Source organism: Haloarcula sebkhae, assembly GCF_014647415.1.
In the GTDB taxonomy this organism is placed as follows: domain Archaea; phylum Halobacteriota; class Halobacteria; order Halobacteriales; family Haloarculaceae; genus Haloarcula; species Haloarcula sebkhae.
On record NZ_BMPD01000004.1, the window covers coordinates 18,731 to 35,319 of the forward strand.

Annotated in this window: 11 protein-coding genes and 1 pseudogene; 2 read left to right on the forward strand and 10 right to left on the reverse strand. The window is 53.6% G+C overall.

Annotated features, from left to right (window positions below; all coding sequences use genetic code 11):
- Nucleotides 1–17 precede the first annotated feature (17 nt).
- The 6 genes from IEY38_RS12510 to asnB form a co-directional block, all read right to left on the reverse strand.
- Nucleotides 18–1,199, reverse strand: a complete 1,182-nt coding sequence (locus IEY38_RS12510; RefSeq protein ID WP_188978263.1) for a glycosyltransferase — start codon at nt 1,197–1,199, stop codon at nt 18–20.
- 76 nt (nt 1,200–1,275) lie between these two features.
- Complete coding sequence (locus IEY38_RS12515; protein ID WP_188978265.1) at nt 1,276–2,472, reverse strand: sulfatase-like hydrolase/transferase; 1,197 nt, start codon at nt 2,470–2,472, stop codon at nt 1,276–1,278.
- 112 nt (nt 2,473–2,584) lie between these two features.
- Nucleotides 2,585–3,541, reverse strand: coding sequence for a glycosyltransferase family 2 protein (locus IEY38_RS12520; RefSeq protein ID WP_188978267.1), 957 nt, complete (start codon nt 3,539–3,541; stop codon nt 2,585–2,587).
- Nucleotides 3,542–3,605: 64 nt separating this feature from the next.
- Nucleotides 3,606–5,396 carry a hypothetical protein gene (locus IEY38_RS12525; RefSeq protein WP_188978269.1) on the reverse strand — a complete coding sequence of 597 codons (1,791 nt, stop codon included), beginning with the start codon at nt 5,394–5,396 and terminating at the stop codon, nt 3,606–3,608.
- 235 nt (nt 5,397–5,631) lie between these two features.
- The gene (locus IEY38_RS12530) at nt 5,632–6,822 is read right to left on the reverse strand and encodes a glycosyltransferase family 4 protein (protein WP_188978271.1); all 1,191 of its coding nucleotides are present in this window, start codon (nt 6,820–6,822) and stop codon (nt 5,632–5,634) included.
- A gap of 129 nt (nt 6,823–6,951) precedes the next feature.
- A complete protein-coding gene (gene asnB / locus IEY38_RS12535; protein WP_268238771.1) occupies nt 6,952–8,841 on the reverse strand; it encodes an asparagine synthase (glutamine-hydrolyzing) in 1,890 nt (629 codons plus the stop codon).
- A 265-nt stretch (nt 8,842–9,106) separates the two neighbouring features.
- Between asnB and IEY38_RS12540 the strand changes: the two genes are divergently transcribed.
- Nucleotides 9,107–10,276 (forward strand): glycosyltransferase, encoded by a 1,170-nt coding sequence (locus IEY38_RS12540; RefSeq protein ID WP_188978274.1) that lies wholly within the window; start codon nt 9,107–9,109, stop codon nt 10,274–10,276.
- A gap of 66 nt (nt 10,277–10,342) precedes the next feature.
- Here the strand turns inward: IEY38_RS12540 and IEY38_RS12545 are convergent, their stop codons facing one another.
- The 4 genes and pseudogenes from IEY38_RS12545 to IEY38_RS12560 all read right to left on the reverse strand — a co-directional run bounded on the left by IEY38_RS12545 (nt 10,343) and on the right by IEY38_RS12560 (nt 15,127).
- A complete protein-coding gene (locus IEY38_RS12545; RefSeq protein ID WP_188978276.1) occupies nt 10,343–11,278 on the reverse strand; it encodes a DUF1616 domain-containing protein in 936 nt (311 codons plus the stop codon).
- A gap of 102 nt (nt 11,279–11,380) precedes the next feature.
- Nucleotides 11,381–12,223 carry a glycosyltransferase family 2 protein gene (locus IEY38_RS12550; protein WP_188978278.1) on the reverse strand — a complete coding sequence of 281 codons (843 nt, stop codon included), beginning with the start codon at nt 12,221–12,223 and terminating at the stop codon, nt 11,381–11,383.
- A 381-nt stretch (nt 12,224–12,604) separates the two neighbouring features.
- Nucleotides 12,605–14,446 (reverse strand): annotated as a pseudogene (locus tag IEY38_RS12555) (hypothetical protein).
- Between the two features lie 399 nt (nt 14,447–14,845).
- Complete coding sequence (locus IEY38_RS12560; protein WP_004515801.1) at nt 14,846–15,127, reverse strand: winged helix-turn-helix domain-containing protein; 282 nt, start codon at nt 15,125–15,127, stop codon at nt 14,846–14,848.
- A gap of 790 nt (nt 15,128–15,917) precedes the next feature.
- Here IEY38_RS12560 and IEY38_RS12565 point away from each other — a divergent pair.
- Nucleotides 15,918–16,553, forward strand: coding sequence for a DUF7344 domain-containing protein (locus IEY38_RS12565; protein WP_188978280.1), 636 nt, complete (start codon nt 15,918–15,920; stop codon nt 16,551–16,553).
- The last annotated feature ends 36 nt before the right edge of the window (nt 16,554–16,589 follow it).

The window sequence follows — 16,589 nt, forward strand, 5'->3', positions numbered from 1 at the left end:
AAACTTTCGGGGAGCCATTACTCGAGCAGTGGCTGTGCGTAGGCGGTCTCTTCGGACCTAATTTCGAGTTCCCGATACACCTGCTCGAACCCATCAACCATCGATTCGGTCGTAAACTCAGTTGCCGCCCGCTGCCCTGCAGCGGTTCCAAGCTTTTCGGCGAGAGGTTGGTGCTGATGGAGACGGATAGTCGCCCATGCAATTTCGTCGGGTGCCTGTACATCGACGAACAACCCCGTCCGGTAATTCTCCAATAGATCACTGGTGCCGTCCACAGGTGTCGCGACGATCGGAAGCTCCGCGGCCATCGCTTCGAGCACTGCACCCGGGAGCCCCTCGTAGTGGGAAGGAAAGACGAAGATATCCATGGCACCGAGAAGTGCTGGAACATCCTGTCGTGTTCCGAGGAAATGAACCGAATCAGCGCATCCGAGTGAATTGACTCGTTCCGTCACCTGCTCCCGATCAGCACCATCACCGACGAATACGAGATGTGCATCGGGGATCTCGGAGACGATAGTTGGCCATGCATCGAGCAGATCGAAGTGACCTTTCCGCTCAACGAGACGGCCAACGGTTCCAACTACAGTGGTGTCCGTCGGGATGTCTAGCTCTGATCGCAGCTCCGCCGAGTCTGTCGTTCGGTACTGCTCGATGTTCCGGCCATTGTAGACCACCGCCACGTTTTCTTCCGCTGCACCGCGCTCAATGGCGTAGTCCCGTCCCGCTGTGGAGTTCGAAACGATCACGTCTGAGAGTGAGATCGTCACCCGATCGATAACGTGGCGTACAACCGGTTCCTCGTTAGGCACCTCACGAATGCCGGTAATAATGGTTGCAGAACAGAACACGCCGGCGACTCTGGCAATTACGTTGTCGTAAAAAAGGAACGACTGTATGAGATCGGGTTGTTCGCGGCAGGCAACGAAACAGAACTTGAGCGGGGCAAGCAGATAGACGAGCGGGCTTTCGACTCCATCTATCGCCCCGTTCGAAACACGACCAGCGTCGGTCAGCGACCGAACAGTGACCTCATTCGACAGTTCTGATTCGAGTGGGTTCGTAGAGAATATTGTCCAGATAGTGACATCGTATTCCTCGCCATTGACTTCGTTCGCTAGATCAACAAGTGTGCGCTCGGCACCACCGACGACGAGTGCACCGATGAAGTACCAGAGAGTCGTACGCTCCGCTGTCATTCTTGAATCACTCCCTTGGGTTGTGTGCTAAATGTGAGGTGCAGTGTGGACCCCGTGTTCGCGCGAGCGATCATACTCAGAGGTAACCCATGTTTTCGAGTTGTTCAGTCGTGTCCTCGTCAATGTCACGTACCGTCTCTTCACTCCCCCCTGAGAGGAGTTCCGCTATCTCCGCCCGCGCTTCATCCGCAGTAAACTGTGGGTTTCCATACGACTGATGACCCGGCATGAATCGACGATATGAGTCTCGAACCTTCTTGTTGTGGACGACTTGTCGTCCGAAGGGTTTCTGCAGTAGCAGTGCCAGATAAACGATCGATGACGTCGTTTTGTGTCCGTCCACAAATGTGTGCCCACCGTGTTCATCCCAGAGACTCTTGATCGTCCGCTCAAACCCGCCAGTGAGACTGACAACCTTCTCAGCAGGTCCCGGTAACGAGCCGTATCGAATGTGATTCAGGTGCGTATAGCCGGTCGTCCGACCCTCTTCCTCTGTGTTCCCATCCACCCGACCGAAATCAGGTTGCGAGGACATCGCACTGGCGACCGTCGGTAAGATGTCCACATGGTGTAAGAGCCCGTTCTCGCCGGAGGGGTCCAGATCCGGATGGATGAACGACGTCGGAACGTATACGACTTCAGGCGTCGCGAGGTGTGTGTGTCCGAAGTACCCGTATTCTCCGAGTAGCTCGCCATGATCACTGGTATAGATGACAAGGGTCTCTTCTCTGAGCCCTTTGCGTTCAAGCGTCCGGAGGATACGCTTGAACTCTTCAAACGAGCGGCCGACACCGTTGTAGTAGTCTCTTCGCGCCGTTTCCGGCTCCGACGACACGCGCCAGAGATATTCGAGAGCGGTCTCGTTGCGGTATTCGTAGTCGTCCCAGTCGAATCCGTCGTACGGCGCGTGGCCACCGGGCCGACGCGCAACGTGGACAAAAGGGGGCTCGACATCGTCGATCGATTTCCGTGGAGGATTAGCAAACATCTCCGCAATGCTGTGATTCATTCCGCCTTGAGCAGCTATCGAAACTTCGTGGCTCTCAATATCGAATACTGAACGGACGTTCGCGGGCACAGAATGCTTGAAGCTGTGAATATTGCTGTTCGGTGGTAACAGCCCGGTCAACAAACTCCCGAACGACGTGGGCGTGTGTGTTGATGCCGCAATCGTCTTGTGGGTCTGCCCGATTTCCGCGAGATCATCGTTAATTGCGTTATATCTGACGGCGTCGTCAACGTATATGAGAACGTTCTCTACGTCGATATCCATGCTACCAGAGGGTGGCTACCACAACAATATAGTAAAGACACCCCTACGAGGTATGAAACAGCACATAAAAAACACTCTCTGGTGATGGGACAGGATATCTACCTAGAACAGCTCATTTCGTAATTACTCCACTTTTGATCGAGTTGAGGGTCTTCATCGCGTTTTTCGCCGGCTTATAGCTAAATCTACCCCCGAGCGCAGCGAGTGCAAACATCCACCTGTCGGTTCGAAACGGCCAGTAATACACTGATTTAACCAGTTGCGTTCTCGCATCAGAGTATGCTCTGGCACGTAACGCTTCCTGTCCAAGAATGAACAGCAGTGACGCGAGAAAGGCCCGCTCGTATTTTCGTCCGTATCTCGCAGCGAGTTCTCGGTGTTTCTCTACCATTAACGGGTAGGAGATATCCCGCTTCTCAGCGTAGTTGTTGCTGATTCGGTCCGTTTCTTCGGGACAGTTCCGATATGTCAGTACCTCGGTAATCACGCGAAACTCAGTATGTAGCGAGAGTCGTATCAGCCACTCTCTGTCTTGCCAGCTGGGAAACCGGTCGTCAGGGAGCCCGGCCTGTGGGATGATATCAGCCGCGACCATCAACGTCGAGAATTCACCAAACGACTCTCCCAAGAGGAGGTCTTTGGTAACATTCCCTTCCACCGTGAAGATAACGTCCCGTGTGTAGTCCCCGTAATTGTACTCACATCCGGTGTAGACGACGCCGACGCTGTCAGCGCTCTCTTCCATCTCAGTAACCTGTCGAGCAATCTTTTCGGAGTCCCAGGCGTCGTCGTCATCTAACAACGCGATGTACTCGCCTTCTGCCCGTTGGATTCCCGTGTTCCGTGCCTGATTCGCTCCCCTGTTCTGTTGGTGACGGATACAGTTGACTTCGATACCCTCCAGCGACTCTCCGGCAAGTGTATCGGCTGCGGGCTGCGGGGAATGATCGTCGACGACGATGAGTTCGATATTTGAGTACGTCTGCTCTGCGACGCTTCGTGCTGCATTCCGAAGCTTGTCCGGTCGCTTGTATGTCGGGAGGACAACGCTGACGAGGGAATCTGGCATATGGCTGGTGGTGGTTTTCGGTATCCAAGTAAAGTTAGTGTCTGGCTAGTCGTGGCTCTGCTGGCTAATTTTGGGGCGCTACGGACCACCCAGTAAACCCACCGTTGCTATAAACCTTGTTTGCCGTTGGATCGTTGTGCATCCTCGCCAGGCTGTCTTCACCGTATCGGAATAAATATTCCTGTTGGTCCTTTGTATAATACGAGGCAGTGTGTTGTTTGACATCGTGTGTTTTCGTGACTACATAACTTCTGCCGAACGTATCAGAAGCGATTACGTCCTGACTGAAATAGCCGAGATTCCGAGGCAAGTTATTGTTCATACTGAAACTCTGTGGATAGTAGCGGGGATGGTTTGTGCCTAAGACGAACGCTTCCATCTTATGTGACGTATCCATTGCATGGATCGGAACACCTTCGTCAATATTCGCTGCCATGAATTGGGACCCATCGTACTCTGCGTAGGTCATGTGACGGTTTGGCTCGTAGGCAGCATTTGCGGCGAGACAAGCACCTAGGAGTATGAGTACGGTCAAAGCAACGGTGCTTACCGAGTTGCGCTTGATAGCGCTATGTATGAGTGCCATCCCAACGAGGACTGCAGCGAACAGGAGGGCGTATCTGTTTACTCTAATTATACCCTTCACGATGAGATTACTGAGAAGGAAAATCGCCGCGACACCAAGCCCTGCGACGAAGTGAACCGAACCGAAGCCCCAGTCGTACCGCATCTCCCTGGAGAGAAACCAGTACAAGGTCAAAAGGACGAATGCGCCGGCGATAGCGAAGTAAATTGTAGTCGACCCGTACAGCGTGATGAATTTCTCGGCGAGTTGTAGCGGTGAAAACTGAACTGAGCCGGCTCGCTGTACCTCTCTAGCTGCTGGGTTCATATCGTCCTGTGCTGCAACGACTTTTATTATGGCTTGGCGTGTCTGACCGAAGTTGGTGAGCCAGGCGAATAGGAGCGGAAAGAAAGCCACACCAAGTCGCGGACTGAGTCGCGGAGTGGACGATTGAGAAAGCCATCCGAACAGCCCGGAATACACAGAGGTTAACAGTAATATACCTAGCATAAACAAGGTTGTCATCGGGTGCGAGTAGATGATGAACAGGCCAACCAAGAGAATCAAGAGGAGGTACTCATTGTCGTTACTCCGTCGATACAGTTCTGTGAGCGTGAGCAAGACCGGAACGATCATAAATGAGTTCATCGCCGGGTGGTTTGAGAGATGGAAGGTCGTATAAATGAGAGTGCTGCCGGCCGCTAGTCCGGCAGCCAGACTTCCCCGGTTACCCGAGAGCGTTTTTACAAGGACTCCGATTCCGATGATCTGGATCGTCGTAAACAACAACGCAACCAGATATGGCATCGCATCAATCGGGACACCCAGCATCGTCATCTCCGCCATCAGCACGTGTTCACCCGGATACCAGATTCCGGGAAGAGATCCCGTTTCGAGGATCGCCTTGACATCGCCGAAGTGTTGCAGTGCATCTGCTGTCCCCTGTCCATAGAACCGATAGCCGCGAGCTTTCGGGAGGAAGAAATACAACGCGTAGTTTGAAAACACGAGGCCAAGACCGTGTCGCCAGTACCTCGTTTGTGTGATAGCTGCTGCTATCAGTGTCAATATGCCGCCAATCATGACCGAATAAAAAGTGAACCAGAACAGCTGGGACAGCCCATCTACCAGCGAGGTTTCGTATCCGGTTACCGGTTGAATGGACAGGAAGAGTGCGCTCTCGATGACAAGGATACCGGACAGGAGGATGACCAGATATTCCTGTATGTCGCGGTTGGCGAACTCAAAGCTGTCAAATGACTGCTGGTCGAGATTAGTCTCGTGACTCATTTATTACCCCTCTGACGCGCTACGCAGTGTGAGATCCACGCCTTTGCGGATCTTGCGTACGGTATATATTAAGTAATCAGCGATTAACGAGTCTGAGGCCATCGCCCCTACCACAGTCAGGCACTCACCAGCGTCAATAGCCCACCTGAACCGCAATGACGATTGAGCCACGAAAACGCGACATTGCTGTCGAGCCGTGCAACCCGAATCAGTCGGTACTCGATTCGCCATGCGTTCAGATCTCGTCTTTGATCACAGGTGTGGGACTGCTGATCGACTCCTTCTTGTCTCGAGTCACGGAGTCATCGATTTCAGCCACTTGGCCCAGTATTTCCGTTGTTTCTTGTACTGTCTCTGCCCAGTTATAGCGCGTAGTGACGATTTCTCGACCGTGTTTTCCCAGTTCTGAGAGCCGATGCTCATCGCTGAGCAAATCAGAAATCGCCGTCGCGAATCCCTCAATATTGCCGACTTGAACTGTCTTTCCCGTTTGATTAACTATTTTCGAGGTCTGCTCAAGATTGCTGGCAACGACTGGCGTTTCACAGGCTAACGCTTCGATAACTGTCCGTGGAAAGCCTTCAGTCCGACTCGGCAAGACGAACAGGTCCGCAGCTCTGAATACCGATGGCATCTGTTGATATGGGACCCGCCCCAGAAATTCCACAGCATCTGCAAGTCCCTTGTCAGCGACTGTCGATTCGAGACGGTCTCGAAGCGGGCCATCGCCGCAAAAAAACAGCGAGGCGTCCGGACAGTGCTTTCGTATCGAATCGAACGCAGCTAACACGTCCTGGGGCCGCTTCCCATCGACTAAGCGGCCGACAAAGACGATTGCCTGGCCGCTCTGGTTCACAATATCGGGATGCTCCTGTCCGGCAGGTGAGAAGCGGTTGGTATCTATTCCGTTGTTTACAACCGCGATGTCAGCGTCGACACCGATATTACGGAGCTTAGATTGCTCGACATCGGTGTAGCAAAGCGTGACATCGGCCGAATCATATGTCCACTTGCCCAGCGTCCGAAGGTGTGCACGCGAGAACCAGAACGGACCTCGTTGTGAGTTGAGGCCGTGGCATGTGATTGCAACTGGGATATCGGCCATGCGGCAGTACAGAGCGGCCACGTTACTTGAGAAGAATAGGTGAGAGTGGGTATGAACCACGTCGAAGTCTTCCATACCACGTAGATCACTGACAGTGTTGGCGAAGATCTGATTCCCGAGGAGCTCTAGCTTCGGCGGTTGTTTGATTAGAGTGTACCCGTCTTGATCAGTGACCTCTCGCTCTTCCACCCCGTCCGAGACGGTCAAGACGGTGACCTCATGCCCCATCGCAGCCTGATCACGGCTCAGAGCATGTATATGATATGGCGCACCACCGACGGTTTCGGGGAAGATGTCCTGGGCGACCCGGAGTATATGCATTTATGTCGCCCGACTCTTGCGGGTAGACGGGTATAGTTAACAGTCGGTTTTTTGAGTAATATGCCACTATAGCCAGTACAAGACGCCAAATCGTGGTGTATAGTCACACCGGCTCCTGACTCCGTATTCCTATTCGAGGACGCCCTGTTCTTGCATACGTAGCGCCCAGTGTTTGAAGACGTATACAGTCCAGAGAAACCGCGAGTGATCGTGGTTTCCATCGACGTGCTCTTCGAATAGGTCTAAGGTCGCCGCTGTATCGAGAATGCCCAGATCGGTAGAGCGGACCGTCGAGACGAACTCATCGGCAAGTTCGTGTTTGAACCACTCACCGATCGGCATATCGAACCCGTGTTTGTTTCGCTGTAATATTGATTCCGGCAGTAGATCATCGAAGGCTCGTTTCAGCACACGTTTTCGATCACGGCCAGTTAGTTTGTGGTCTGTTGGGAGACTGAGTGCATACTCAACGACAGCAGTATCGAGGAACGGAACACGTACCTCAAGTGAATTGTACATACTGGCCTGGTCGACTTTCGTGAGCATCTGATCCGGGAGCGATAAGCGGGTATCGACAGCCTGTATCCGTGCTAAACTCTCCCTGTCAGTCAGTTCGGGGGATATTGCGGCGTGCTGTGACCGGAGAGTGGTCTGCCCAGCTTCGATCGGGTCGACGTTCGTCACGGACTGGATAGCGTGGTCGTCGGATACGCGCATTAAATCGAAATGTCGTTCCGGGACCGATCGTGCTCCGCTCCGATTTATGAACCATTGTCCTTTGTATACGGCGTCGCCGACTGCAGTCCCACGTGAGGCTGGTAGTGCGTTCACAGCCGGTTCGACGGCGTATTTCCGTATTTGAGATGGAAGCGCCCGATAGTATTTTGACAGAGACTCGACTCGGTACTTATCATACCCAGCAAACAGCTCGTCGGCACCATCCCCTGAAAGTGCGACCTTGACGTTATTTCTCGTGGCCCGAGACACAGCGTAGCTCGGCATCAATGCCGGGTCGGCGAAGGGTTCCCCCAATTTATTCAGTACAGCCGGCACGGAATCGCGTACGTCATTCGCCGTGAGCGTAATCTCGTGATGGTCGGTGTTGTGGAAAGACGCCACCTCTCGTGCCGCCCAGGATTCGTCGAATCGATCCTGATTGAAACCGACAGTAAACGTCTTGACGGGATCGTCAAGGAGCTGTGCCATCGCTCCGACGATTATCGTCGAATCGATTCCCCCACTGAGGAACGCGCCGAGTTCGACATCAGCCATCAAGCGCTTTTCAACCGCCGATTCGACGAGCGAGCGGAGATGTGAGGCAGCAGTGTCAATATCGGGGTCGCGGAGTGTTATCGATGGGTCGTGGTATTTTTCTCGGTCGATACCGTCGTCCGATATGAGTATCCGCTCGCCGGGCCGGACCTTCGAGACATTGCGGAAGGCCGTTTTCGGTGCCGGAATATAGCCGAATGCGAAGTACTGGGCCAGTGCGTCCCTATCAATGCCGCCGAGGTCCATATCGCTCTCGAACAGCGATGGGAGCTCGGAGGCGAACGCGAACTGGTCGTCCGTTTCGGCGAGAACGAGCGGCTTGATGCCCATCGGGTCACGGGCCAGTAGCAGGCGTTCTCGCTCACTGTCCCACAGAGCGAACGCGAACATTCCATCGAGTTCGTCGACGAAGCTGGGGCCTTCTTCTTCGTAAAGGTGGACCAGCACTTCTGTGTCGGTTTCAGTGGTAAATCTGTGCCCAGCGGACGTGAGTCGGTCCTTGATATGACCGTAATTATAGATCTCTCCGTTGAAGATGACGGTTACTGTACCGTTCTCGTTGTGGATCGGCTGTCCGCCGCTCTCGGGGTCGATGATACTGAGTCGTCGGTGTGCGAGTCCAACACTTCCATCTCTGAAAATCCCGTCGTCGTCAGGACCTCGGTGACACTGACAGTCGTTCATACGTTCAAGAACATCGGTTGCAGGTGAGCCAGATCGAATATACTGACCACAGATTCCACACATTGTCCGCGTAATCTACTGCGATGCTCAAAATTATACCCTCCCTACATGGGCGAGTCAGATGCACTATCATCCACTCTACGCTATCCACATCGGGTGTCAGTCCGTTGTAAAACTCTCACGGGGCATTTCTGTCCCGCTACGCGGCCTACATGAACGATTCGAGCCATTCGAATCGACCAGAGCACTGCAGGAAAGTTAGAAACGCACCCCGAGAATCGGCGTAGGGTGAGTATAAACAAGCCCGCTCACACAGACTGTGAAACTAATGGAAGACACTGGGCCGATAGCGTTCTTCGTTCCTTCTCTGACAGTCGGTGGCGCCGAGCGTGTGACAGTTTCTGTTGCGAACGGGCTCTCCAAGCGCGGATACGAGGTCGACCTTGTCGTGTCGTACAACGAGGGAGATTTCCAGACCGATGTCGCCGGAAGTGTAAACCTCGTTGACCTAGAAACACAGCGCATACCGGGGGTAGGAATCGGTGCGAGCATTCCTGCTCTCGTGCGATATCTGCGGCGACAATCCCCGCAAATACTTTTCTCACAAATGACATATGCTAACGACATTCACATGATTTCGCAGATTCTATCTGGTGCAGATACTGTCACTATCTCGACAATCCACAACACACTCGGGATGCAGGAGGAACCGAAAGAGAAACTCGTCCAGTCGCTGCAGCGTCGCCTCGCACACCAGTCAGACCAGTTCGTCGCCGTTTCGGAAGGTGTCGCTGAGAGCGTCGTAGAACACGTCGGCGTCGACCGTGAGAAGGTGTCCGTTCTCCACAACCCGATCCCAGTCAATGAGGTGCAGGAGCGGGCAAGGGAGTCGGTGGACCATCCCTGGATCGACTCTGCGAAGCTTGACGTTGTTCTCGGTGTCGGACGTCTGGAGAGAGCGAAGAACTTTGGATCGCTCCTCCGCGCTTTCGAACGAGTTCATGCCGCACGACCGGACACGCGTGCGATAATTGTCGGTCGCGGGTCGAAGCGAACCGAACTCGAAACCCTCGCGACCGAGTTAGGCATCGACGACGCGGTTTCGTTTCCCGGTTTTGTCGACAATCCGTACGGCTACATGGCGGGTGCGGACGTCCTCACAATGTCTTCAATCCACGAGGGACTGCCGACCGTACTTATCGAGGCACTTGCCTGCGGATGTCCAGTCGTCTCGACCGATTGTCCCAGTGGCCCGGCGGAAATCCTCAAAGGCGGTGAGTACGGCCCACTCGTGGATGTCGATGACGATGAGGGACTTGCAGCGGCCATCCAAGCGACGCTCGACGATTCACTCCCGAGCGACGTGTTGGTTGAGCGTGCGAACGATTTCGCTCCGACGGCCGTGATCGACCAGTACGAAGCGTTTATTCAAAACTTCGCATCGGAGGAGGTCGCTGATGGTGTCGGTAACCGATCCGAGCCGCTCACCACCTCCTGAGTGGCTCTGGCAGACTAGCCATCAGAACAGTCTGAAACCGACTCCCAGACTCCTGTCGTTGTCAGTTCACGTTATGTCGACCCAGATGTGAGTCTCACGGTACGCGTTCTCAGTTGTGGGCTGATCCGGGAGACTTCCTCTGTACAACAAATACGTCAACCGCAAGCGCTCCCCCTCTAGTACCGGCGTAACCGTGTGACGCTGCAACCAGCGGTCTCCAGCCGCGGTCCGGTTGTTATAACTATCGAGACGTGTACGCTCTATTACCTCTCCTGTCGGCGCAGTTCTGGCCAACTGCACAACGACGACGTACTCAGTTGTCTCCATCTCGTGGTTGGTGACAGTGAAATACATCTGTTCGGACTCGCCCATCGTGATCTGTTCCGGATAGCCACTGGCCTCCAGATCGCCAGCCTCATTCTCGGTCAGCAGCCCGAACTCTGTGTACGCCTCACCGCGTTGTGGCTGAGCCGCGACCAACGTCACGCTGGCGAATGTGACGAGGATCGCAACACCGACAACGATAGTCCCTAGCTGTATCCCCTCCCCGTCGGAACTTCCGCTGGCGGCCCGCGAGTTTCCGAAGAGCATCGAGGGTTGACCGAGGCTCGTCGGTGTCCTTTGGCAACGCCGATACCACGCGATCACAGCTGCCACCACAGTTAGGATAGCAAGGGTAGTAACGACTGGTGTCGGCCGAATCGGCCACGGTGTGAACTCAAGATTGACTCCGACGATGATTGCCAAACAGATACTTGCCACAACTGAGTACAGTATCCGTTCTGTGGCGATCAACCGGTGGTTCTCGTACTCCGGGTTCCGAGTCGGAAACAGCGACGCGACCACGGCATAACCCGGAACGAATAGCAGAAACGGGAGCGCGATGGCCGCGAGGGAAACTCCGTCAAGAGACGACAATGTTGCGAGGAGCACAACTGCTGTGTACCCAACGGCAGCAAGCAAATCGACAGTCGCTGGCAAAGCATCCGACCACCTACCCATACGTTCCGCTCACGCCGACGCCATAATAAGTAACAACTGCATACCCGTCTTTGATGATGTCGCTTGCGGTGTCAAAGAGCGACGTACCCCCGCCAGATGTGGTTACTCTGATTCTGTTCGAGAGAGGTACTTTTCGTGTAACCGCCAGATGCACCCACGAAGTAACAGAAGGGATAGTTTCGGAACGAACGAACTGTATCTGATTCCACTTGACTCGTCGCCATAAAATGCCTCCATCGGCACATCCTGAACTGTCATGCCGTTCGCGTCTAAGTGGATTAGTATATCGTTCAGGAACCCGTAATCGTTAAACAGGTCGTTCAGCGAGAGTTGTTCGAGCGCCGTTGCGGAAATTGCGGTGTATCCGTTCTGAGGATCGCGCATTTTCCAGTGTCCGCTTGCGATCTTTGTCAAAAACGTGAGGAGCGCATTCCCGAAAAACCGCCAGTTGGACATCTGAGTACAGTGGCGTCGCGATATCAAGCGGTTTCCTTTCGCGTAATCCGCTTCCCCTTCAACGACTGGGTCGAGGATCTCATTGAGGATGTTCGGATCCATCTGACCGTCGCCATCAAGGACTGCAACCGCGTCCATGCCACTCATAAGCGCGAGATCGTATCCGGTTTGGATGGCGGCCCCGCGACCGCCGTTGGTCTGATGACGAACCGGGACGATACGCTTGTCGAGGAACGTCTGGCTTTCAGAAACCGTTGTTCCGGCCCCATCGGCGACAGCTATTTGTTCTGCGGAATCATCGGTCACACCCGCCTGATTTACTTCGGCATCCACGTATTCTTTGATTTCGGTCCACGTGCCATCTGTCGAGCAGTCATCGATAACAAACACCTGATCGACATACTCCGGAAGTGAGTCGATGACCTCACCAATGAACCCCTCTTCGTTGTGTGCCGGAACGACGACACCGACAGTTGAGCCTTTGTACACTCTATGTCCCCCCTGTTGGTAAGTGGTCTCGCTTCGTTTCTATGAGTTGTACAGCACGACTGCATTGCTGGAGCGAGTCCGGTACGGTATGCATAGAGCTACCGAAAAGGGAGCTACTCATCTCGGGTCGGCCTTCTTGCCAGACCCACGCGCCAATAGCAACCTCTGATTCAGTGATAGTCATGGTAGGTCGTAGGGCCGCTCACCGGCCACCAATGGGGGCCCTCTCTGTCGCCATGTTGGACAAATCGATCTATTGTTATTCCTTACTTTCCAAGGTTAGCGGTCATATACAGTGAACTGTCGGATCCATAAATATCTCGTTAGGCCGATTCGGAAAAGCGCCTGCGTACGGCGATTACTATTGTTAGGGGTGAGTGGTTATTCGAATTGATCCTGATACGTCGTCTTGATGTCCGCCTTGCGACTAGCGGTTAAGTTCTCGTACGACTTCCCGTATGTGTCGTTGGCCAGTTCGTCTCAGGACTCAATTCGGTCACCGGAATCAGTCTGGAACTGCGCATCGAAGTCTGCTTCGACTTTCTGTTGGGTTTCGATTTCTAATCCTGTGAAATTAAACTTTTCCCCAGCTTTCACATCGGCACCGTACTCTTGCCGGGCGATCTCCTCACGCGTACGCACCTCTGCGGCCGCAAGGCCATCCGCGAATGGTTGACGCTCATGAATCTCTTCGACCTGGCGCTTCGTTTCACTGCTCACCTCATCATAGTAGTATCCGTACTTGTCCTGAGTTATTTCATCAAGCGAAGCACGGTCACCATCAGAGACACTGGTACTTCCGCCGGAACCGCTGGACCCGCCGTCTTTTGCCCATGAGGGCTTGACCGACATAGCTGTTGACGCACGCGCGTCTTCTGAGTAAATGCCATAGACATACGTCTGCAGACTCAGTGGTTCTACGGGGTAATCCGTCGAGTCAGTTACCGTGTATTCAATCTCGAACCGAACACGAGTCGACTCGCCGGGTGCGAGCGTGACGTTTCTGTCGACTCCATAGGCTTCCGGTCGATCATCGTCATCGCTGTCGATGCGGTGCTGGATCAATTGAGTTCCGGTGATTTCACCGGTGTTCGTAACGTCTGCGGAGAACACAGCCGTATCACCGACGTACAGGACATTCGGTCCAGCCAAATCCGACACCTCAAAATGACTGCCCTGTACCGTCATCGAGACGGTATCTGTGCCGTCAGCGGTTCCAAGCGAATAGTTGTGTGTCCCGCGGCTCAAATTCGTCGTATTCACTCCAACGGACACCGTTGTCGTTTCGTTGGCAGCCAGTGAAACGGAGCGCGAATAGGTGGTGTTCATAGAATCACTGTGGAGCGTGACGTTTTCGCTCCCGTCCACGTCACCAACGTTCTCGACGATCGCTGAGACATTGGCAGTTTCCCCCCTCGTTACGTTGGCCGGTGCAGTCGTGTTCTGTACCCGGAACGTCGCCGGTTGCTGGACATGGAGTGTTCCGGTCGTTGTTGTGTTTTCTGTGGCGACCTTGTATTGATATCGACCAGGCTCCAGATCAGCAGTTCGGACCGTAGCAGTGTTCATCTGGCTCTGGCCGCCCGCAAGTGAGTGGACACTCTCGTTCAGCGTTTCAGAACCGGAGTACTGGCCGTTTTGATCCGCATCGACAGCGATTCGCACTGTCTGGACGCCGCGATATGCACCGACATTGGTCAGGTTTGTTCGTATAGAGGCGTTCGTTCCGCGGACGATTGTAGCGTTTTCAGTGGTATCGTCGAGTACAAACGTAGGCGGGGTGAGGACAGCCACACTCCCAGTTGACTCCGGGGACGATGATTCACCGATAGCAATAGCGTACGTGTATTCCCCGGAGCTGACTTGATCAGGCTCGACAGCGAACGTCACGTCCGTCGATTCTGCAGCCGAAACCTCGACTTGTTTTGTTGCTACCGTTTCAGAGGGCTGTCCGTCCCCGTTCAATCGTAGCGCTATCTGTTGTGTTGTCGTTTCCGACCCCGAATTTGTGATTTGCAATTGCACACGCAACGGCTCATCCGGCCGAATTTCGGTCGGAGATTGCACAGTACGTATCTCCAGTTCGTCCTCGCCGACAGCGGGCCCCGAATCTACCGGTCCATCGGCGAACCCACCGATTCCAAGCCCCAGCGTAGCGCCTCCAATGAGTAACAGTCCAGCGACGCACCCAATCAGTAATTTTCCGTAGCCTATGGACAACATGCGTACGCAGGTATGTTACAAATCATTATTGTTACGGCTGCTATACCAACTGGTAGACACTCTTTGCATTCAATGTCGAAGAGCGGATTTCCACAGGGGTGTCTCGGAATGGGTAGCATTCGTTTACTACCAGACACGCCCACCAAAGTGGAACTTTCAGCCAGAGTCGTAGTGATTCGATACCGTTCCTCGGCGTCTCAGTTAAACAACTACCGTCAGCTGAATCTATAGAAAGCACACCGGCTTGTGATCAAATATCAGGGTTGGTGTAATGAGTGGTGTATACGCGATATTCCCATATCAAATGACAGGTTCAATTCGAATCGAAAACAGGAATAAAGACGGTTCTAAGTCGACGCGGCTGTGCAATCCTATCAGTTCGAGACCGAGAGGAGACAGTTACGCCATGTTCTTCCGTTCGATTGTTTCCCAAATATCGACACCCTTCTCGGTGATGTCGTACACGCGCCCTTTCTTCCGATCTTCGGAAACTAATAGGTCGACCAGTTCCGACTCACGGAGTTCTTGCAGGGCGCGCGAAACGTGAGCAATGCTCATTTCCCTGTCGTCCGCAATTAACGACGGTGTCGCAGGGCCTTCTGACAACCGGCGGAGAGTCTCGACTCGATACCGTGAACTGATTACGTAGCTCACTTCGTCCCACTGATCAAAGTCTGCCATCGTATCTATTCGTATGCACGAGTGTACCAGCTACCTTCTTTGGACACAAACTCGTGTACAGTGATATTCCATGTGCCTGTGGTTAATTGTTTCGCTCGTGTCTCTTGGTCTCGCTTCGTAACCATACACGATTCCGATTGAGTACCCTGCATACTGAGTATGTGGTGAGTAATATCGCACTTCCGCTCAATTCATAAAACGGACATTTCAGCTACGTGTTCGGCAAGCAGGCGCCAAACGATCAACGACAGATACTGCAAAGTTTGGAGAGTTCCATTTCCTGACGACAGCCCAGAAGAGCATCTTATCTGGGACTTCGTCCCTGCAGGGATCTCTTTGCGTCCAGATAGCTGTTCGATTGGCACTGATAAGATTGCGTTACTTACATCGTCCAAAGATACGGGGCATATACGCTGCGATTTATCCTGTACGATCTCAAGGATGAGTAACGTGTAACCGTAACAGAGGACCGCTCTCAGGGCACTCACGGGCATTCTGCGTATTTTGTGCACCTCAACACACACACTGTGGCAGATCTTTGTCATTGATCGCCGAAAATTGATTCTAAGAACACTGTTACTCCCGGAATACCCAAACAACTACCGACTACCCCGACGGTAATCAAAGGAAAATTATCTAACTGATTACATAACAAAGTATTAAGTGGCAAGGTGATGTTGATTTGAAATGCTGGCTGACAGCGTAACGCTCCGTCGATACAGCCGGGGGGCTGTGTGAGCGCGATTACAGACGGGTGGACGATGTCGCAGCACACAGGAAGTGGGTAAATATGGGAGTCAAAGACACCGCACAAACGAAAGCAGAACCGAATAATAAACTAAGCGACGAATCTGTTCCATCGTCAAAAGGGAAAGAGGGCAGTGCGGACCAAGCGGCGTCACAGGAGCAGGACGACTCGGGTGCATCTCTAGACGTCATTTTTGAAATACTGAAAAACAGCCGCCGCAGAGAAGTCCTCCACTTTCTTCGAGAACGAGGCGAACAGGTCTCTCTTGGAGAGCTCGCAGAACACGTCGCGGCCATCGAGAACGAGACTACAACTGATGCGTTGACGTCGAGTGAGCGCAAGCGCGTGTACGTAGGACTGTACCAGTGCCATCTCCCGAAGATGGACGACATCGGTGTCGTCGATTTTAACCAAGACCGGGGCCATATCACCCTTACCGAGAAGGCAGACGACTTCGAAAAGTACCTCAACCGCTCTGAAGAGCAGGAGGAGGGTCGACAGTGGTATCAGTATTACGTGGCCGTCTCGGTGCTCGGTGCGATGGTCCTAGCCGCCTCTGTCGCCTTCTCACTTCCCGGGAGCATGGTTTTAGGTCTGTTCTCCCTGGTAGTAGGTGTTGCAGGCGCATGTTCGGTGTATCACTGGTCAGTTGAGCGGGAAGAGGCGAACAGCGAGTAGCCTGATAAGAGCGGTTTGATGCCACTCGCAGTTTTT